Genomic DNA, 18839 nt, shown 5'->3' on the forward strand with positions numbered 1-18839 from the left:
TGCGACAAACTGACATGATTTGATATCTATATGAGAATTGTTCTCATGTAGACTGCTGGCCAGCCCTCCTCCTTTCCTGCCCGAAGCCGGGCGGTCGATACGGGATGCACCGGTCATGCTGGTTTTTCTGCTGCTGTTCTGCCTGTCCTGCGCTGCTTTCACCATTTCCTCGGTCGCGGGCGGTGGCGCGGGTCTGGTCATCATGCCGGTTCTGGGCCTGATACTGGCAGCGCCTCAAATACCGGCTGCGCTTTCCATCGGCACGATGTGCAGCACTGTCGGCAGGATTGCGACCTTCCGGCGCGCCATAGACAGGCGCGTCGTGCTCTTTTTCCTTCCCGCGGCTCTGCCCGGCGCGGCGCTTGGCGTGTTCTGCCTGCGGCTCATGCCCCCGGTCTATCTTGAATTGCTTCTGGGCCTGTTTCTGAGCGGCAATGTGGTGCTTCTGCTCCGTCCCGCCGCCCCGATTGCGCTTGATGAGGGCGCCTGGAAGCGCCTTCCGGCTATCGGTTTTGCCGCTGGTTTCATTTCAGGCTTTACCGGCGCGACGGGCCTCTTGTTCAACCGGTTCTATCAGAAACTCGGCCTGCAGAAGGAAGCCATCATTGCAACACGTGCGGCCAATGAGGTGCTGCTTCACGCCCTCAAACTGATACTCTACGCACAGTTTGGCCTCTTCAACCGCTCGGTTCTCATCGCCGGGCTTTGCGTCGGCGCGTCGGCAGTTGCTGCGCTCAAGGTCACCAGACTGGTCCTTCCCCTCCTCACCCACGCCCAGTTCTGCCGCATCGGCCATGCCGCTGCCGCCCTTGCCGGAGTGTTCATGCTCGTCTCAGCGTCCAGACAGATCGTACAGAGAGACGCCATGTCGCTGCATTATGGGCAGTTTCATGGTGAGACGGAGCTTGCCATGACTTGGCGCAGCCATCGTCTGGCGCTGGAGATCGAACATCCGCTCGAGATTGAAGTAAAGCATCGCGTCGCTGCCTCGATCGACCCTGATACCGGGGTGAGAAGCGAGCATCTGACCGTACTGCATCTCGCAGCCGATCGCAGCGTGTTTGTCACGCATCGGGCCTTCGGGCCCGAGCATGGCCACCGGCACAAACACCGGGAGGCCTAGTGGCCTGCCCACCCTGAGCGGGTGGGCAGAAACCAGCTCAGCGCGTACCGAGCTTGAAGATGGTCGTATAGTCGAACTTCTGACCCGGACGCAGTTCCGTCGTCGGGAAGGACGGATGGTTCGGGCTGTCAGGATAGTGCTCGGCCTCGATGGCCAGCGCATCCGTCTGACGGTAGGTACGATGCGAGATGCCCGCATATTTTCCCGTCAGGGAGTTCGAGGTGTAAACCTGAACACCGGGCTGGTTTGTCGAAACCTCTAGCGTGCGGCCTGAGGCAGGGTCGTAGACCGTCACAGCCGAACGCGCGGCCTTGCCATAGGAGCCATCGACGACCCAGTTATGGTCGTAACCACGCGCATAGACCATCTGGGCGAAATCGCTGCGCAGACGGTCACCAATACGCGTCGGCTTGCGGAAATCGAGCGGCGTGCCTTCGACAAGAGCCAGCTCACCCGTCGGGATCGAGGTCGGATCTGTCGGCGTGTAACGCTCGGCGTTCACCTGCAGGATCTCGTTCTCGATGGTGCCCGAACCCTCGTCATTGAGGTTCCAGTAGCTGTGATTGGTCAGGTTGAGCACAGTCGGCGCATCTGTCGTCGCCTGATAATGCAGGCTCAGCGCGTTGTTCTCGTCAAGCGTATAGGTGATATCGGTCGTCAGCTTGCCCGGGAACCCCTGATCGCCATTCGGGCTGACCAGACGCAGTGTGACCGAAACCCCTTTTTCCGTCTTCCTGGTTCCAACCAGCGTCCAGACATGCTTGTCAAAGCCGATCTTGCCGCCATGCAGGGCATTCGGCGGATCGGTCAGATCGGTATGGTAGCTCTTGCCATCAATGGTGAAGGTGCCATGGGCGAGACGATTGGCATAACGGCCGATCATGGCGCCGAAAAACAGCCCGCCTTCAGCCGAGTCCTTTGTGTAGCCATCAAGCGTACCAAAGCCCAGAACCAGATCCTGAACATGACCGGCACGATCGGGTGCCTCGACGGACTGGATGATGCCGCCATAGGTGATGACCCGCACGGTCATGGCATGGTCATTGGTCAGGGTGACGATTTTCACGTCCTGCCCGGCAGGGGTCTTGCCCCAGGGCTGGACCGTTACAGCGGGCGCTGCCTGCGCCGCACCATCAGCCATACCGGCAAGCGCCGCCAGACAAACGGCGCTCTTAACAATTGCTCTCATGGACAAGGTGCTTCCATCTGTTGATTTGACGCCACACTGGTCAGGGAAATGATCTGTGTCAAACTACATAAAATCCATCTTCCCCAACCCTGGCCCCGCTCAAACGCTATGCTGGCAGCGTGAGTTTTTATCTACAGTCTGGCGTCTGGCGGACATCATGTTAGAAAACGACAATGCTGCGTCTCCCGGGAGACAGCGTCGGCCACTCCCCCAGCGAGGGGGAAGACGTCACGCTGCGTCTCTGGTTACGCTTTTGAGTGAGTGAGACCGGGGCTGTTCTGCAGCCTGCAACAAAACGATCGTGGGCTTGTGCGCGACTTCTGGCGCCGCCAGGCGCGCTGACACGACTTGGGGACTGCGATGACCGCACCGCTAGGTGATTCCGATAACCGGCCTGAAACCGGATCTGCCGTCGAGAGCCGGACGCAACGGCGTGGACAGCGCAAGGGCGGCCGTCTTCTTGTCGGTCTGACCGCTCTGCTTTCCCTGAGCGCCTGTGCAAGCTGGCGCAACCCGCCGCCGAAGGACCCCGAGGCGCTCGCGGACTACAAGGAAGCCAACGATCCGTACGAACCGGTCAATCGCAAGATGTATAATGTCCAGATGTGGGCCTATCATCATGCGCTGCGTCCGGTCGGCAAGGCCTGGGCCTGGGCCATTCCCAAGCCGATCCGCAACTCGATCGATAACCTGAACCAGACCTGGTACATGCCTACGGTCTTCTTCAGCGATGTCGGCGCAGGCAAGCCCCGCCGCGCCGGTGACGATTTCATGCGCTACATCATCAACATGACCCTTGGCGCTGCCGGGTTCATCGATGTGGCAACGTCACTCGGCTATCCGCATCATGACAGCGACCCAGGCCTGACGCTGGCCACCTGGGGCGTGCCGAGCGGGCCTTACATGTTCCTGCCCGGCCTTGGTCCGAACACCCTGCGCGATGCAGGCGGTTATGCGATTGCACAGGGGCTTTCCCCCATCAACTATGTGCCGCGCGGCTATGGCCTGCTGACCTTCAACTGGGCCTATAATATCGCGGGCGTTCTGGGCGGCTTCTCCTCTCATATTGACGAGATCGACCAGGTCGAGCAGGATTCGCTCGATCCCTACGCGTTCATCCGAAGCGCCTGGCAGCAGAACCGTCAAAGCCAGGTTGACGCCATACGTAATGACCACCGGGCGACCGTGCCGGACTGGTACAATTAAGGACCTCCCGACATGCTCAAAACCTGCCTTTCCTTTTCCCGCCGTACAGCCCTTGGGCTGATGACCACGGCTCTTGTCTCCGTTGCTGCGCTGAGCACAGCTGCTCATGCTGAAGATGCCCAGGGCTTTGTCACTGCTTTCGGTGGCAAGCTGGTTGGCATCATCAACAGCGACAAATCCCTCAGCGAAAAGCGTCAGGAAGTGCTGCCGCTGCTTCAGGACAATGTCGACATCGCCACGATCGGCAAATTCTGCCTTGGTCGCTACTGGCGTTCGGCAACGCCTGAGCAGCAGGCTGAATATCTGAAGCTGTTCCATCAGGTTCTGGTCAATGCGGTGACCGACAAGATTGGCGACTACAAGGGCGTCAGCTTTCGCGTGACCGGCGCCACCAACACGCCCAATGGCGAGCTTGTCAGCGCACAGATCATGCGCCCCGGCCAGCCCACGGCGGATATGGGTCTTCTGATCGCCAAGGACGGCGGGATGAAGATTGTCGACATGATTGGTGAAGGCACAAGCCTACGTCTGACCCAGCGTCAGGATTACAGCTCCTACCTTGCCCGCAATGGCGGCAATGTCGCGACACTCATCAGCGCGCTGGAGCGTCAGCTCTCGCATCGTCACTGACGACACATCCTTTTTCGTCGGGAGTTGTGACGCTCCCGACGAAAAGACCTGCTTAATGAAAATAGCCGTCCTTGCGGACATACACGGCAATCTCACGGCACTTGATGCCGTCCTGGCAGATTGCGCCCGGCACGGCGTCGACCAGCTGGTCATTCTGGGCGATCATTTCTCCGGTCCGCTTCTGCCCTTCGAAACAGCCGAAAGGCTGATCTCCCTCGCCCCGACTGCCATTGCCGGCAATCACGAGCGGCAGCTTCTCTCGCAATCATTTCATGAGATGGGGGAGTCCGACCGCTTTACCTGTCGGGCCCTCGCCCCTCATCATTTCGACTGGATGACAAGGCTCCCGGCAACGCTTCGGCTGGAGAACGATATCCTTCTCGTTCATGGCCCCCCCACCAGCGACACCGCCTATTTCCTTGAAACTGTCTCGGCTGAAGGCCTGCGTCCCGCCACGCAGGCAGAAATCGTTACCCGCGCCGAGGGCACGGACGCCCGCCTCATCCTGTGCGGTCATACCCATATCCAGCGCACGGTGGCATTCGGAGGAGGGAGACTGGCACTCAATCCCGGCAGCGTTGGCCTACCTGCCTATGAGGATAACGAACCATTCCCTCATCAGATCAGTAATGCCTCTCCGCATGCACGTTACGCGCGGCTCAACGGCGTAGATGGCAGCTGGGCTGCCAGCTTCCATACAGTCGCCTATGACTGGGAGCAGGCAGCTCAGATTGCAGAAAGAAATGGCCGGTCAGACTGGGCCAGGGCACTGCGTACGGGGCGCCTCTAGGACGGGGCGACGCGCCTGTCCTGCGTGATTTCATAGACAAGCATCAGATAGCCGTCGCGCTCGAAGCTCTCGACATGATGCATACCGATACTGCCCAGAACGATACGAGAGGGCATGTTGTCCTCACGGGTCACCCCCACCACGCGCTCGATTCCGGCATCGAGTGCAAAGCGCAGTGCGGCTCCAGCCGCCTCACGGGCAATACCGCGCCCTGCAGCCTCGGGCACGAGCGCGAAGCGCAGACCGAGTCCGCGACCATCGGGGCGCTCATGGAGCCCCGTGATCCCAACAAAGCGGTCATTTTCACGAATAGTAAAAATACCTATCCCCCGCTTTGCCCAGAAAGCGAGGTCATCGGCCATTTCATCCTCGACCTGCTGAAGGGAGCGCACCCCGCCCAGCATACGGCCGAAAGAGGCGCCATTGGTCTTGAGGCGGATCATGTCCTGCATGTCGCGCCAGTTGACCGGCTGCAGGACGAGACGCTGGGTGCGGATCTGACGACCAAGCGTCACGACCCGGCTCCAGACATGACATCAGGAGAAGAGATGTCAGAGAAACGCCACTCCGACATCCTCATCCCTTAGCGTGCGATGGGGCGGTACTTGATGCGGCTCGGCTCGGTCGAATCCGGGCCAAGGCGGCGACGCTTGTCTTCTTCATAATCCTGGAAGTTACCCTCGAACCACTCGACATGGCTATCGCCTTCAAAGGCGAGGATATGCGTGGCCAGACGATCGAGGAACCAGCGATCATGCGAGATGACCACAGCGCAGCCTGCGAATTCAGCCAGAGCGTCTTCGAGCGCACGCAGCGTGTCGACATCAAGATCGTTTGTCGGTTCGTCGAGCAGAATGACATTGCTGTCCTTCTTGAGCATCTTGGCAAGATGCACACGGTTACGCTCACCACCCGAGAGCACACCCACGCGCTTCTGCTGATCAGAGCCCTTGAAGTTGAAGGCACCGACATAGGCGCGCGACGGCACCGTGCGCTTGCCCAGCTGGATGACATCCGTGCCGCCCGAGATCTCTTCCCAGACCGTCTTGCTGTCATCGAGCGAGTCGCGTGACTGGTCGACATAGCCCAGCTTGACCGTGTCACCGATCTTGAGGGAGCCGCCATCGGGAGCGTCCTGACCGGTGATCATCTTGAACAGCGTGGACTTACCCGCACCGTTCGGCCCGATCACACCCACGATGCCACCCGGCGGCAGCTTGAAGTTTAGGCCGTCGATGAGCAGACGATCGCCAAAACCCTTGGAGAGGTTTTCGGCCTCGATCACCGTGCCGCCCAGACGGGGGCCAGGGGTGATGACGATATCAGCCGTGCCACCGGCACGCTCCTGACTGGCGGCCAGCATTTCCTCGTATTTGGTGATACGGGCCTTGCTCTTGGCCTGACGGGCCTTGGGTGAGGCGCTGATCCATTCCTGCTCGGCGGCAAGAGCGCGCTGGCGCGAGCTTTCTTCCTTCTCTTCCTGGGCGAGGCGCTTGCGCTTCTGGGTCAGCCAGGAGGAGTAATTGCCTTCGAACGGATAGCCGCGGCCACGCTCGATTTCGAGGATCCAGTTCGTGACGTTGTCGAGGAAGTAGCGGTCATGGGTGATGACCATGACGGTGCCCTGATAATCGCGCAGGGTCTTTTCGAGCCAGGCCACACTCTCGGCATCGAGATGGTTGGTCGGTTCGTCAAGCAGCAGCAGGTCGGGCTTTTCGAGCAGCAGGCGGCATAGCGCCACGCGACGACGCTCACCACCGGAAAGCATGGTGACAGGGCTGTCGGCAGACGGGCAACGCAGGGCTTCAAGAGCGATCTCGAGCTTGCGATCCAGCTCCCAGCCATCGCCGGCGTCGATCTTTTCCTGCAATTCGGCCTGTTCGGCCAGAAGAGCGGTCATCTCGTCATCGGTCATCGGCTCGGCGAAAGCCATCGAGATCTCGTTGAAACGATCGACAGCGTGCTTCAGATCGCCAAAGCCGAGCGCCACGTTCTCACCGACGGTCAGGGACTCGTCGAGCTTGGGCTCCTGCTCCAGATAGCCGATGCGCGCGCCTTCTGCGCCCCAGGCCTCACCACCGTATTCCTTCTCGATGCCGGCCATGATCTTGAGCAGGGTCGACTTACCGGCGCCGTTGACGCCGAGCACACCGATCTTGACGCCGGGGAGGAAGGACAGGGTGATGCCCTTGAAGACTTCACGCCCCCCGGGATAGGCCTTCGTCAGGTCCTTCATGACATAGACATACTGATAGGCGGCCATGACGGATCTCCTGATGAAATGGTCGGTCGGAAAAGACGAGAACGCGGCTCGAATGCGCTCCATGATGGAGCGAGACCCCTGCGCCCGGCAGGACTCGAACCCGCAACCAAGCCGTTATGAGCGGCCTGCTCTAACCAATTGAGCTACAGGCGCATAGGATAGGCTGGAAATCGCGCAATTCGGGGCTTTTTGCAAGATGACGGGGCAAAGAAATCCGTGTTCGCCCCAATTTAGCAGTGACAGGACGTCTTCGTGCTGACATGGCTGCCCCCCGGCAGGTGCCGCTACGGCTGTCAGCCCGCCTGCCATGGCTGAAGGAGCAAAATGGATGACCACCGAAACTCCCCGCCCCGTTCCGACGGAAACCCTCAGACCGCGCGTTGCCATACGCTATTGCACGCAATGCAACTGGATGCTGCGCTCTGCCTGGATCGCGCAGGAACTCCTGTCCAGCTTTGGCACCGATCTTGGCGAGGTGGCGCTTGTGCCAGATACCGGGGGGCATTTCAGCATTTCGGTCGGTGATGTCCTGATCTGGGAGCGCAAGCGCGATGGCGGCTTTCCGGGGCCGAAGGATATCAAGCAGCGCCTGCGTGATGTCATCGCCCCGGAACGCGATCTGGGTCATGTCGATCGCTAGAATAGCATCACGGAAGTAATATGCGAACGGCGCACCGTGACAATTATCACAACATGACCGGTACATAACGTTACGGCATCTGGGCAGGACAGAAATGAACGGCTAAGATCGCGCCATAATTTCAACCCCACCAGGAAATGAAGTGATGGACGTCACCAAGATCTCCCCCGGCAAGTCTGTTCCCGATGACATCAATGTCGTGATCGAAATTCCGCAGGGCTCTTCTGTCAAATACGAAGTCGACAAGGAAAGCGGCGCGGTATTTGTGGATCGTTTTCTGTTCACACCGATGAATTACCCGGCAGCTTACGGGTTCATCCCCAATACACTGGCTGCTGATGGTGATCCGGCCGATGCCCTCGTTCTGGCCCCTGGCCCGATCGTTCCGGGTGCTGTCATCCGTGCGCGCCCGATCGGCATGCTGAAGATGGAAGATGAGAGCGGACAGGATGAGAAGATCATCTGTGTGCCTCACGACAAGATCCACACGCAGTACACCGACGTGAAGACGATCAACGATCTGCCCGAAATCACGCTGAAGGCAATCGGCCATTTCTTTGAACGTTACAAGGATCTCGAGCCGAACAAGTGGGTGAAAGTCTCTGGCTGGGAAGGTCCTGAAGAGGCAAAGAAGGCTATCATCGCTGCTCTTGAAGCCGCCAAGTAAAGCCGACACGCTGTAATAAACAGTGACCGGAAAGACACAGTGTCTTTCCGGTTTTTCTATTCACAGGGCTGTGAGTGGAAAACAGGGCCTCGGCCCGTTGCCAATTCTAAATCATATGTAATAAAAAGGTCATGTTGGGATCAGGAATAACCCCCTCCTCCCATCCTGTAACGGAACTTTGCGTTTTCCATCCGACTGGCGGATTGCCCTCATGTCTCTTCCCCGTATCTCCATCAAGGCGCTGGGTGTAGTCACCACAGCTCTTGCCACGTTCTCTGCCATCCCCGCAGCCCAGGCACAGTCGCCTCTGGCTGGTGGCGCCCCGAACGGTACGGGCCTTGCTCCCGCCGTGCGCGTTTCGAGCCCGATCGGCACATATAACCTGCAGAACTCGTCAGTTCCTCCGCTGCCGCACCCCGAAGCGATCTTCGATGATCCATGGGGCTGGAACACCTGGCTGCGTGAGCATGGCGTGGCGATCCTGCTGGATACGACCAATGAATTTGCGGGCGCAATCACGAGCCCGACCAAGGGTCTGGGCCTGCGTCAGGGCAGCAGCAATGCGGGTCAGTACGGCTTTGAAAACGATATTGACTGGGAAAAGCTCGCTGGCATTCGCGGCTTTTCGACCCACGCCGTGTTCGTCGGCCGTTACGGCATTCCTGCCAGCCGCATGTTTGGTGACAACCTGAACCCCAGCCAGGAAATCTATGGCGGCGGCGGCAACGTGGTTGTCCACCTTGTCTATATCTATGGTGAAGAAACCCTGTTCAACGGTCATCTCGACATCGCAGCCGGTCGTATTCCGCTGCTGACGGATTTCTCGTCGAACCCGCTCTACTGCAACTTCATGAACAATGCTTTCTGCGGTAACCCGAAAGCATCGTCCGATAATACCAGCCATTCATCCTATCCGGATTCGAACTGGGCTGCCCGTGTACGTGTGCGTCCGTCGCAATACACCTATATTCAGGCAGGCGTGTATTTCAACACCATGGGTATCTACGGCGTCAAACAGATGCGCACCGGCTTCAAGTGGAACGGCGCGGATATCAATGGTGAAGCAGCACCGGTCGAGGCCGGATGGGAACCCATCTTTGGCAAGGACAAGCTGCCCGGTCACTACAAGATCGGTGGCATTGTCGATACGGCGCCCCATCCTGACGTGCTGTACGATATCAACGACAATTACTGGGCTGTGACGGGTCAGGCCCGCAAGGTGCATAACAACTCGTGGTCTGCCTACGCCCTGGCCGACCAGATGATCATGCGCCACAAGGGCAATGGCCCTGACGCCGGTATCACCCTGCTTGGTGTGTTCTACAACAACTCACCCGTCACCCAGACGCGTGAACGTCAGTACTCGATCGGTGTGCTGGATCGCGGTTTCTGGAAATCCCGCCCACTGGACGCCTGGGGTGTGAACTTCAGCTACATCCAGGTTTCGAAGAAGGTGAAGACCGCGCAGGAAATCCAGCAGAGCCTGGGCTATCAGACCCTGCTCAACGGCTCTTTCTTCCCGCAGACCAACGGTATGGTGATCGAAGCGATGTATCAGATCCGCGTCTGGCGCGGCATCACCTTCGCTCCTGACTTCCAGTACTTCATCCGCCCGGGTGCCCAGCAGGGTCTGAAGGATGCAGCGACGCTTGGCTTCAAGTCGCACATCGAAATCTTCTGATCCATCCCCCCTGCCCCGGCCTGCCGGGGCAGCAACACAGGTTTTACCTGCACGCCCTGAAGGCTTCCGTCAGTTGACGATGGAGCCTATCAGGGCGTCGTAGTTTGCGAGATAGCCATCAAGCGACAATTCAGCCTCGGCAAAATGCCGCGCGCCCTGCCTGAGTCTGGCGGCGAGATTGCGGTCTTCGAGAATTTCGAGAATGGAATCGGCAATACGATCCGGCTCCAGAAACGGCGCCAGAAGCCCGTTGCGCCTGTCGGTAACAAATTCCTCAACCGAGGCCGTCTGGCTGCCTACAATCGCACAGCCTGTGGCCATGGCCTCTCGCAGGGACCACGAGGCGACAAACGGGTAGGTAAGATAGACATGCGCATCGGACCGTTTGAGCGCGGTGCGGAAAATGTCGTAATCGACCTTGCCCATGAAATGCACCCGATCGAGATCGAGCCGTGAGGCCACTTCATTCAGGAACACATTGCGCCAGCTACCCGCCTCGACCGGCGGCGGGGCGCCATAGCTCGTGCCATCTCCACCAATCAGCACGACCCGGACATCGGGACGCTCAGCAAGAATACGCGGCAGGGCGCGCATGAAGCTGTGAAAGCCACGATAAGGTTCGAGATTGCGCGCCACGAAGGTGATCAGCTTGTCCTGCGGACGAATGACATGCGGACCAATCGCGACATCACGCTCGAAAATCGCCGGCTCAGGCGCACAGAGATCCAGATTTACTCCCTCGCGCAGAAGACTGATGCGGTTTTGCGCCCAGTCCGGATAGGTGCTTTTCTGGAAAAGGGTCGGGGTCTGGCCATACTGATTGAGGTTCAGCGCCAGAAGATTGATGGCGTTCTTGACACGCACATTCGGAAAGAGGTCTGGCCGGGGTGGGAATTCCGGGTCGAAATCGACGTCATTCCGGTCCGTGTGGTAGAAGAACTCGAAATAACCGAGAATGGGCGTTGTCGGAAAAACATCGACAATATTCAGCAATTCGCCCCAGCCATGATGGCCGATGATGATATCGGGTGTGTAGCCAAGCCCCTTGAGCGTCTGGGCAGCACGCGCCACCGCTTCGGCCCGGATCAGTCCCATTTCCAGTTCGCGCAAGGAGGGATGGGTATGTTGTGAAACGGCCCGGTCCTGCCGATACAACACACGCCTCACACCGGGAAGCGCTCCCTCATTGGCCTCGGAAATAAAGACGATCTCGTGCTCGCCCTGCGCATGCAGATGCCGGACCAGATGGAGAAACTGGCCGGGGAAATTCTGATGCACGAACAGGAAACGCACGACCGACAGACTTTCAATTGCTCGACATGAAAGAGCGGTCCTCTTCCTGCCGTAATTCTGGCAGCAGGTTCAAGCCCTCTGCCAGACACGCCCATGACCAGGCAGATAAGGGCTCTCATGCCATCGCTGACTGGCAGAGAGCCTCTTGATATCAGGCTTACGAAGCCTTGCGACGAGGCGAGGCCTTCTTGGCGCCCTTGCCCGAGGCAGCGGCGTTCGCGCCAGCGTCACGGGGAAGGATTTCCAGATGGAAAGCCTCAAGCGGTGCCAGTGACTCAGCTTCCAGAGTTTCTCCGCCGGACACAGGGCCAAGCCGCGTGCCATCAGTGAAGGTCGCGCTCAGAACGATGTCGAACTTGTCTTCAGCGCCATTCTTCAGGCGAACACACAAACCGAGGATCGGCAGCGCCATGCCGCGCGAGCCGCAATACTGACCCGCCTCAGCCCAGGGAGACAACCAGCCTTTGCCAAGCACTGCCTGGTATTCGATATCTTCCGGCGCGATCTGGCTCTGCGGTGCAATGCCAAAACCCTCGATCCAGTTCTGACTGCCAGGCTCACCCATCCATTCGCCAATCGAGGCAAGAACATCGCCGCGACGCTGAACATGGGCTGCGACTTCAGGCTTGAAGTCAGGATGAGGGGCCTGCGCCACGGCACCGGGCTGAGCCGCAACAGCCGCTTGCGATGCGGAAGCTGCACCCGGTGTTGCGACCGGCTCACCCGAAAGACGGGCAACCTGAATGCCCGGCGCAGGCATTGTGCTGTCGGGCGCCTGATAGGTTGTAACAAGAATCTGCGCCGGACCACGTGACACGCGCACCAGAGCGGCACCCGCTCCTGCACCATGGCTTGCGCTGATCACCCCATCATCGTCGATCGTGGTGATGGACACGACACCTGCCGGCATGTTGGGCGCCTGGGTGACCGTAACCGCCGGATAGCCATTGACGCAGTGCGCGGCACTTTCAGGCGGCAGGAAAACACAATACAGCCCCGCATCGAATGTCATCAGAGATCCATGGACCTTGAGCTGAACTACCTGATCCTGCCCCGGAGAATTCGTCGAGTTAGACATCTATACTTACTCACCACTTATTTGAGCTTGGACAAAAGATACAGGCACACCGAACCTGACCACATTTCGTTAAGAAATCTCACGAGCTATATCAGCTAATATGCAATTATTAAAGTCGCATCCTTTAATGTGATAAGTGTAGCAAGAAATTACTCAATAATGGCACAGGCATTCCGAGTGGCACCACCGCCCCCCTGCCCGACTTCTGAATACGCTCCGATTGCGCCCCCAGATCGAAACTTACGGCCCTCAATCCGGCATTCCACAAGTTGGAAAGAGCAAAGCACCAGGTCTCCGGCCAGACTGACGGAATAAGACCAAGGTCGCATTCAAAAGATTCGATCAGACGCGTCGCCTCGTCTTCACGATACTCACCCGTAATCATCACATGGCCTGTCGCCATCAGGCGGTCGTCGTCGATTGTATAACCGGCCACGACATAATCCAGCGGCAGATTGCGATTCGCCGCGTCCTGGGCCAGCTGCAACACGATCTCGAAGCCTTTCTCCCGCCCTATGGCCCCAGGCACACAGATGCGACGGCGATGGCCGTCACGGGGCCGTGCAGGCTTGAGCGGGGGGTAATGTCCTGTTTCGAGCGGTTCGAGCGTGACATCCAGCCCGGGGAAATGACGCCGCATACGTCTTTGCAAATCATGCGAACTGGCAAAGACCGCACGTGCAGCGCGCAGCATGTCATTGGAGCGCCCGACAAGCTCCGACACAGACAGATCGGAGTCAATCAGTGTGCCCTGCTGGGCCACGCAGCTCTCGCATCCGGCGAGAGAGGGCTCTCCGCAATAATGATGGTTCGGGCCGACGAGGCAGATTCGCGGACAGAACCAGACATAATCGTGCAGCACGATGTCCCATTGCAGATCGAGCGCCGACGCCAGCGTCTTCATGCCGGGAGCATGACCAAGAAGATGATGCCACTCGATACGGCCGATCTGCATGCGACGCAGGACCGTCACGAGATCGGACCATTCATAGGGAAGGCTGAAAACGAGATTGGTGACATCGCCACCGCAATCCTCGATCCGGCATCCTTTCAGATGCGGTCGCAGGATCAGCACTTGCGTGCCCTCTTTTTCTGCTTCGTCGCGCCGCTGCTGCACCACACGCTCAACCCCGCCACCGGAATCATGTGAGACCATCATGAGGCACTGCTTCATGGACCGGCGCCGGGCGAGCATACGCACCAGCCCGACATTACGCCTGACCGGCGCCAGAGGGTCGGCATCGACGAACTGCCTGACGAGGCTGTCATACCCGGGATGCAGCTTGTTGAGCATACGCAGATTGCGGTCGAGCAGCAGGGTGCGCGTCCGCCCGAACGACACCGAACCGACATGACGCACAAAGAGGTCTGTCGCCGCGATGTTACGCCAGCCGAGTTCGGCCGCACGGCAGCAGAAATCATTCTCCTCCCCATAGCCCTGTGCGAAAATCTCGACGTTCAGAAGACCCGTCTGGGCCAGACAATCCCCCCTGATCGCCATGCAGAAACCATGACCAGTCGGCAGATCGATCAATCCAGTCTGCGGCAGCGAGGCAAAAATCTGGTCAAAGCCCTGCCCGGTTTTCGGATCTGGTGTTGGGTTGGCTTTCGTCACCGACGGATAGGAGAGAATGGTCGCGTCATTGGAAAAAGGGGTGACTGTGCCTATTGCCGCGTCGCGATCAAGCCAGGCACGCAATCGGCTGATTCCGCCAACGGGCAAAAGCGCGTCGCTGTTCAGCAGGATCACGTCACGCCCCGCCGCATGGGCAAGACCGGCATTGGCGCTTACCGTGAACCCGCGATTCTGTCCGTGACGGATCAGCGTGATTGCGCCGCGTGCGGCAAACTCATCGAGGCAGAGCGAGAGTTCGGGCTCGGGAGACGCATCATCCACGACCAGACACTCGATATCGTCACCCTGCTGTGCCAGCACCGCGTCAATGCAGGCGCGTGTCAGAACCACATCGCGATAAGCTGGAATGATGACGAGACAGCCCGTGGGACGCGCCGCAACACGGGGCTTCTTTCGTTGGGTGTTTCGAGCAGGACGTGTGGTCGGCTCCTCCTTCCTGTCCAGCAGCGATATGACCGCAGGCCCGATCGGACTACCGGTCAGAGGCTGACCGTAGCGATCGAGGATACGGATCTCGCGTAAAGGAAGACTCGCCAAGGGAATGTCGAAATGACGCGGTCTGGCGAGCGGCTTCTCCAGCTTGGCCCCCTGCTCAAGCTCAGACGCCGTCAGATCGATACGCTCTGTGCCGGTATCAATCACGACTTGAGGCGTGAAATCAGGATCGGCAGGATACCAGATCCAGCCTTCCAGACGATGGTGAGCAACGGTTGCAAAACCCTGCAACGTACGGATTGCACCCAGCGCGATCGGAGCACCGTAGAGAACTTGCCCTTGCGACGACACGGTTAATTGGCTGGCATGCATCCAGCTTTCGGGTAGGGTAAACGGCAGGGCCACATCCTGCGCGACGCATTCCCCATCAAGCCATATCATTACCGGATTGGGGCACTGGCCCATGACGATGCCGTCATTGCTGGTCGCACACCACCCCGGACGACCCGAATGGGGCAGGAAACGCTGGACCCATGGGAAGGCTTCGGGCGCAGGGGCATAATTCGAGAGCATTCTCTCAAAGACTGAAACCGCTTCCGCCATCCGGCCAAGATGGGACAGGGCAATGGCCTGCCCAACCAGCGCCTTGCGCATAATAAAGCGTTCGGTGATCCAAAGCATCGCGTCATGGGCGGCCGCCCAGCGACCGGCCGACAGCAAGGCCATGCCGAAAGCGAAAATGACGTTAGGATCGTGACGGGCCATGCGAGCCGCACGGCCCAGCCAATAGAGCCCTGTGTTCTGGTCGCCTGCCTGAACGGCATCGGTCCCGCGACGATAGGCTTCCTGCGCACGCGCATCATGCCAGCGCTGCCAGTCTGCCCGGTCCTTGTCCGTTATGACATGACCGAAACCCGATCGAACAGGAGGGGGCCGCCTAGTGGGCAGGTGCCTGCCCTCCCGGGCGTGTGCCCAGCCGTCGTTCAAGCTTTGCCAGCTCGGGCGAGGCTTCATTCACGCCTTGGGCCTGCGCGCGCTCAAGCCAGATACGGGCTTCGACCGGATTGACCTCGCCTGCCAGACCTCTCTTGAGATACCGCCCCAGCATGAGCTGCCCCAGAGCATGACCCCGCTCTGCCGCGAGACGGAAGAAACGTTGTGCCTCACGCCGATCAACTGGCACGTCATGTCCTCCTCCAAGCATCGCACCGGCCGAGAACATGGCCTCGACACTTCCAAGCTGGGCCGCGTCGACATAAAGGGCAAGTGCTCGCGCATGATCCCTACCTTTTGGAACGCGCCCCGAGACAAGAAGCTGCGCAAGCAGGATCATCGCCTCGGTCATTCGGGCCTGTGCCGCTTTTTCAAGCCATTGCACGGCAGCCCCGGAATCCTCTCGCACGCCACGGCCCTCGAGATACATACGGCCCAGCCAGTACTGGGCATTGACGACGCCATCTGCCGCGCGCTGCATCCAGTAGGCGGCCTGCGCATCGTCGCGCTCTGTACCGACACCTTCGGCATAGCAGACGCCAACATTGAAGGCGCCGACCAGATCGCCGTTTTCTGCGGCCTGCAGGAAGCGCTTCTGCATGGCGACCCGGCCTTCTTCCGACCCGATGCCCGTCAGGGCCAGATTGCCAAGATCGGCGTCAGCCACACGATCGCCGCACTCTGCTGAAACACGGAACCATCTGGCGGCCTCGTCCGGGTCGCGATGCACCCCGGTGCCGGTCAGATAGAGCAGCCCCAGACCTCGCGCCGCAGCGCCGTGCCCCAGCTCGGCAGCGACCTGATACCAGGTGGCTGCCTCAAGATAATTCGGAGCCATTTCTTCGCCCCGGATATGCAGATCGCCGAGCAGGGCCGCCGCCTCTGCATCGCCCCCCAAAGCAGCGCGACGCAGCCAGGTTTCGGCGCGATCCGGCCGACGGGCCAGCCCCTTTCCCTGCAGCAGATAAAGCGCAAAACGTGTCTGCGCCTGAACGATGCCGCGCTCGGCAGCTTTCTCGAAATAGCGGGCTGCCGCAGCGAGATCCTGCGCCTGACCGATACCCTGTTCGTTGATCCAGGCCAGAAAATAGAACGCTGTCGCCAGACCAGCGTCAGACGCCAGCAGCAGTTCGACCGTGCCACGCGCGAGATCTTCAGGTGATTTCGGGTCAGAATGCAGGGCCATACCGAGGCCGAGATGCCCCTGGGCCGACCCGGCAGACGCGGATTTCTCATACCATTCCCGCGCCTCAACGAGATCGCGCGATGATTCAGGGCCATTCGTCAGCACATAACCGAGAAGGGCCTGTGCGTCTGGCTGCCCCTCATTGGCGGCGAGACGGCTCCAATGGGCAGCCAGCTCCAAATCGGGAACGCGCTTGCGCTCCTTTCCATCACGCATGATGGTGGCGCGGTTTTCATCGAAGCCTTCAGGAAAGCCTACGAGATAAAGCGTGGCAAGCGTCAGGCGCGCCTGGACATGCCCGGCCTCCGCCGCCTTGCGCACCCATCTCGTGCCATCTTCGAGACTCGGTGGCGTACCCCAGCCTTCGAGATAGGCCTTCCCGGTTCGGTACTGCGCTTCGACATTGCCCTGCTGGGCAAGCTGGCCCAGGGCCTTGAAGCCCTTGACCGCATCATCTCCGGACTCGAGCTGCGCGATTGCCTGCCTGAGACGAGCATCACGCGATATAACCGAGGCCAGCTTTTCCTTCAGAGCCAAACCACTCTCCTTCTCGCGGATATGCCGCCCTTGCCTAGCTGGGTTCGCGCATCCCGTTGGTAGCGGCGGGGATCACCTTGCTGAAGAGATACTGGAGCACGGTGCGCTTGCCGACCTGAATATCTGCCGTAACCGGCATGCCCGGCGTAGGATGGAAGAAGGTCGGCACACCATGCAGTGTATAGCGATCGATGCGCAGCCTGACGCGATAAAAGCCGCTCTGGGACGGATCGTCATCCCCCATAGGCACTTCACCCGACGCCGCGCTTTTCATGTCTGCCGGGCTGAAACTATCGGCGCTGATAAGGCGGACAGTGCCTTCGGCACCGCCATACTGGGTGTAGGGGAAGGTGGAGAATTTCAGCAGCGCATGATCACCAAGCTTGACGAAGCCTGCGTCATTGCCCCGCAACACTGCCTCCATCTCGAGTGCTGCGCCGGTCGGCACGATCGACATCAACATCTGGGCAGGCGAGATAATCGAACCAACCGACAGCTTGGCAATATTGAGAATGACACCGTCATCAGGCGCCGTAAGCACGACCAGCTTGTTGCGCAGAGCCGCCTTCTCATATTCCCCAACCGATTCATCGAGGTGATGCTGCACTTCGGTCAATTGCGTGTAAACCTGCCCCTTCCAGTTCTGGACATACGCATCGCGTTCCGCCTGAGTCGCAGCGAGTTTGGCTTTGGTCGACGACGCCGTCTGTTGTGCCTCAATCTGGGCCCGTTCGGCATCCATCAATTCGCTTTGCGCAGCAAGCGTCGAGAGTTTGCTGCCAACCTGATCCGCCTGCAGGCGACGACGCATCTGAAGCACTTCGTTCGCTACGCGACCACGACTCTGATGCATCGCAGCACTGGCCAACGCGCCCGTCATCTGACTTTGAAGAGCTGCCACTTCCTGATCGAACTGATCGATCTTGGCCGTGTACTCTGCATGTCGCCGCTCATATGACGCTGCTTCACGAACCGAGTAGCTGTCGTTCAGATCCGGCGTATAGGGCTTGCCATCTGCTTCGGCACGAAGACGTGCCAACGTTGCCTGATAGGAATCGCGCTGCGCCTTCAGATTGACGATATCGGCCTTGGAAAGGGTCGGATCGAGATGGGCCAGAACCTGCCCCTTCTTCACATACTGACCAAGCTCAACGTCGATAGAGCGGATGATCGACATCTCAAGCGGCTGAATAACCAGATCGCGATCCACCGCGACCAGTCTGCCCGGCGTGCTGACAACCTTGTTCAGCGGGAACACCGCCGCCGCAACAAGCCCGGACATGAACAAAGCGCCGACAATCCAGATGATATAGCGTGCCGTCGCCGTTGGCGGCATGTTGACCATCGCCGCACTGGGAGAATGGAATTCAAGCAACGCAAGCGGCATGCCCTGCTGGGCAAACGGATCATCGGCCTGACGTGGCACATGAGCCTGAACCTCACGGCTTTCGTCCTTCCCGTTTTCGGGAACAATATCCTTGTTGCTCACGGC

The 18839-nt window shown here is 59.4% G+C and carries 15 protein-coding genes and 1 tRNA gene; 7 read left to right on the forward strand and 9 right to left on the reverse strand.

Annotated features, from left to right (window positions below):
* Positions 1-115 precede the first annotated feature (115 nt).
* A complete protein-coding gene (locus IEV53_RS07440) occupies positions 116-1123 on the forward strand; it encodes a sulfite exporter TauE/SafE family protein (protein WP_188426141.1) in 1008 nt (335 codons plus the stop codon).
* Between the two features lie 37 nt (positions 1124-1160).
* Here IEV53_RS07440 and IEV53_RS07445 read toward each other — a convergent pair whose 3' ends face one another.
* Positions 1161-2312: an aldose epimerase family protein gene (locus IEV53_RS07445; protein WP_188426142.1), complete on the reverse strand. Its 1152-nt coding sequence runs from the start codon at positions 2310-2312 to the stop codon at positions 1161-1163.
* 360 nt (positions 2313-2672) lie between these two features.
* Between IEV53_RS07445 and IEV53_RS07450 the strand changes: the two genes are divergently transcribed.
* The 3 genes from IEV53_RS07450 to IEV53_RS07460 are packed head-to-tail and all read left to right on the forward strand — an operon-like array spanning position 2673 to position 4938.
* Entirely contained in the window at positions 2673-3518 is an 846-nt protein-coding gene (locus IEV53_RS07450) for an MlaA family lipoprotein (protein WP_188426143.1), read from the forward strand.
* Positions 3519-3530: 12 nt separating this feature from the next.
* Positions 3531-4148 (forward strand): MlaC/ttg2D family ABC transporter substrate-binding protein, encoded by a 618-nt coding sequence (locus IEV53_RS07455; protein ID WP_188426144.1) that lies wholly within the window; start codon positions 3531-3533, stop codon positions 4146-4148.
* Between the two features lie 55 nt (positions 4149-4203).
* Complete coding sequence (locus IEV53_RS07460) at positions 4204-4938, forward strand: metallophosphoesterase family protein (RefSeq protein WP_188426145.1); 735 nt, start codon at positions 4204-4206, stop codon at positions 4936-4938.
* Here IEV53_RS07460 and IEV53_RS07465 read toward each other — a convergent pair.
* From IEV53_RS07465 to IEV53_RS07475, 3 genes are all read right to left on the reverse strand, one after another.
* A complete protein-coding gene (locus IEV53_RS07465; RefSeq protein ID WP_188426146.1) occupies positions 4935-5453 on the reverse strand; it encodes a GNAT family N-acetyltransferase in 519 nt (172 codons plus the stop codon). The two genes, IEV53_RS07460 and IEV53_RS07465, sit on opposite strands and share 4 nt — an antisense overlap.
* A gap of 68 nt (positions 5454-5521) precedes the next feature.
* Positions 5522-7201 (reverse strand): energy-dependent translational throttle protein EttA, encoded by a 1680-nt coding sequence (ettA, locus tag IEV53_RS07470; RefSeq protein ID WP_188426147.1) that lies wholly within the window; start codon positions 7199-7201, stop codon positions 5522-5524.
* A 79-nt stretch (positions 7202-7280) separates the two neighbouring features.
* Positions 7281-7354: transfer RNA gene (locus tag IEV53_RS07475), tRNA-Ile, on the reverse strand.
* A gap of 175 nt (positions 7355-7529) precedes the next feature.
* On the opposite strand from IEV53_RS07475, the gene IEV53_RS07480 reads away from it, so the two are divergent.
* The 3 genes from IEV53_RS07480 (at position 7530) to IEV53_RS07490 (ending at position 10189) form a co-directional block, all read left to right on the forward strand.
* On the forward strand, positions 7530-7841 hold the full coding sequence (locus tag IEV53_RS07480) for a SelT/SelW/SelH family protein (protein ID WP_188426148.1): 312 nt from the start codon (positions 7530-7532) through the stop codon (positions 7839-7841).
* 145 nt (positions 7842-7986) lie between these two features.
* Entirely contained in the window at positions 7987-8508 is a 522-nt protein-coding gene (ppa, locus tag IEV53_RS07485) for an inorganic diphosphatase (protein ID WP_127100618.1), read from the forward strand.
* Between the two features lie 211 nt (positions 8509-8719).
* The gene (locus IEV53_RS07490; protein WP_188426149.1) at positions 8720-10189 is read left to right on the forward strand and encodes a carbohydrate porin; all 1470 of its coding nucleotides are present in this window, start codon (positions 8720-8722) and stop codon (positions 10187-10189) included.
* A gap of 69 nt (positions 10190-10258) precedes the next feature.
* Here the strand turns inward: IEV53_RS07490 and IEV53_RS07495 are convergent, their stop codons facing one another.
* The 5 genes from IEV53_RS07495 to IEV53_RS07515 form a co-directional block, all read right to left on the reverse strand.
* The gene (locus IEV53_RS07495; RefSeq protein ID WP_188426150.1) at positions 10259-11482 is read right to left on the reverse strand and encodes a glycosyltransferase family 4 protein; all 1224 of its coding nucleotides are present in this window, start codon (positions 11480-11482) and stop codon (positions 10259-10261) included.
* Positions 11483-11639: 157 nt separating this feature from the next.
* Positions 11640-12494: a hypothetical protein gene (locus tag IEV53_RS07500; RefSeq protein WP_229719748.1), complete on the reverse strand. Its 855-nt coding sequence runs from the start codon at positions 12492-12494 to the stop codon at positions 11640-11642.
* 190 nt (positions 12495-12684) lie between these two features.
* A complete protein-coding gene (locus tag IEV53_RS07505) occupies positions 12685-15645 on the reverse strand; it encodes a glycosyltransferase (protein ID WP_188426152.1) in 2961 nt (986 codons plus the stop codon).
* On the reverse strand, positions 15569-17347 hold the full coding sequence (locus IEV53_RS07510; protein ID WP_188426153.1) for a tetratricopeptide repeat protein: 1779 nt from the start codon (positions 17345-17347) through the stop codon (positions 15569-15571). The genes IEV53_RS07505 and IEV53_RS07510 overlap by 77 nt, the downstream gene beginning before the upstream one ends.
* 34 nt (positions 17348-17381) lie before the next feature.
* A complete protein-coding gene (locus tag IEV53_RS07515; protein WP_188426154.1) occupies positions 17382-18836 on the reverse strand; it encodes an HlyD family type I secretion periplasmic adaptor subunit in 1455 nt (484 codons plus the stop codon).
* Positions 18837-18839: the final 3 nt, after the last annotated feature.

The organism is Asaia siamensis, assembly GCF_014635085.1.
Taxonomy (GTDB): domain Bacteria; phylum Pseudomonadota; class Alphaproteobacteria; order Acetobacterales; family Acetobacteraceae; genus Asaia; species Asaia siamensis.

What these genes read in the sequence shown, in the direction of transcription:
- IEV53_RS07500 (WP_229719748.1), bottom strand. Translation starts at nt 12,494, where the DNA reads ATGACATTCGATGCGGGGCTGTATTGTGTTTTCCTGCCGCCTGAAAGT.
- ppa (WP_127100618.1), top strand. Translation starts at nt 7,987, where the DNA reads ATGGACGTCACCAAGATCTCCCCCGGCAAGTCTGTTCCCGATGACATC.
- IEV53_RS07460 (WP_188426145.1), top strand. Translation starts at nt 4,204, where the DNA reads ATGAAAATAGCCGTCCTTGCGGACATACACGGCAATCTCACGGCACTT.
- IEV53_RS07455 (WP_188426144.1), top strand. Translation starts at nt 3,531, where the DNA reads ATGCTCAAAACCTGCCTTTCCTTTTCCCGCCGTACAGCCCTTGGGCTG.
- IEV53_RS07445 (WP_188426142.1), bottom strand. Translation starts at nt 2,312, where the DNA reads ATGAGAGCAATTGTTAAGAGCGCCGTTTGTCTGGCGGCGCTTGCCGGT.
- IEV53_RS07505 (WP_188426152.1), bottom strand. Translation starts at nt 15,645, where the DNA reads ATGAAGCCTCGCCCGAGCTGGCAAAGCTTGAACGACGGCTGGGCACAC.
- ettA (WP_188426147.1), bottom strand. Translation starts at nt 7,201, where the DNA reads ATGGCCGCCTATCAGTATGTCTATGTCATGAAGGACCTGACGAAGGCC.
- IEV53_RS07480 (WP_188426148.1), top strand. Translation starts at nt 7,530, where the DNA reads ATGACCACCGAAACTCCCCGCCCCGTTCCGACGGAAACCCTCAGACCG.
- IEV53_RS07450 (WP_188426143.1), top strand. Translation starts at nt 2,673, where the DNA reads ATGACCGCACCGCTAGGTGATTCCGATAACCGGCCTGAAACCGGATCT.
- IEV53_RS07490 (WP_188426149.1), top strand. Translation starts at nt 8,720, where the DNA reads ATGTCTCTTCCCCGTATCTCCATCAAGGCGCTGGGTGTAGTCACCACA.
- IEV53_RS07440 (WP_188426141.1), top strand. Translation starts at nt 116, where the DNA reads ATGCTGGTTTTTCTGCTGCTGTTCTGCCTGTCCTGCGCTGCTTTCACC.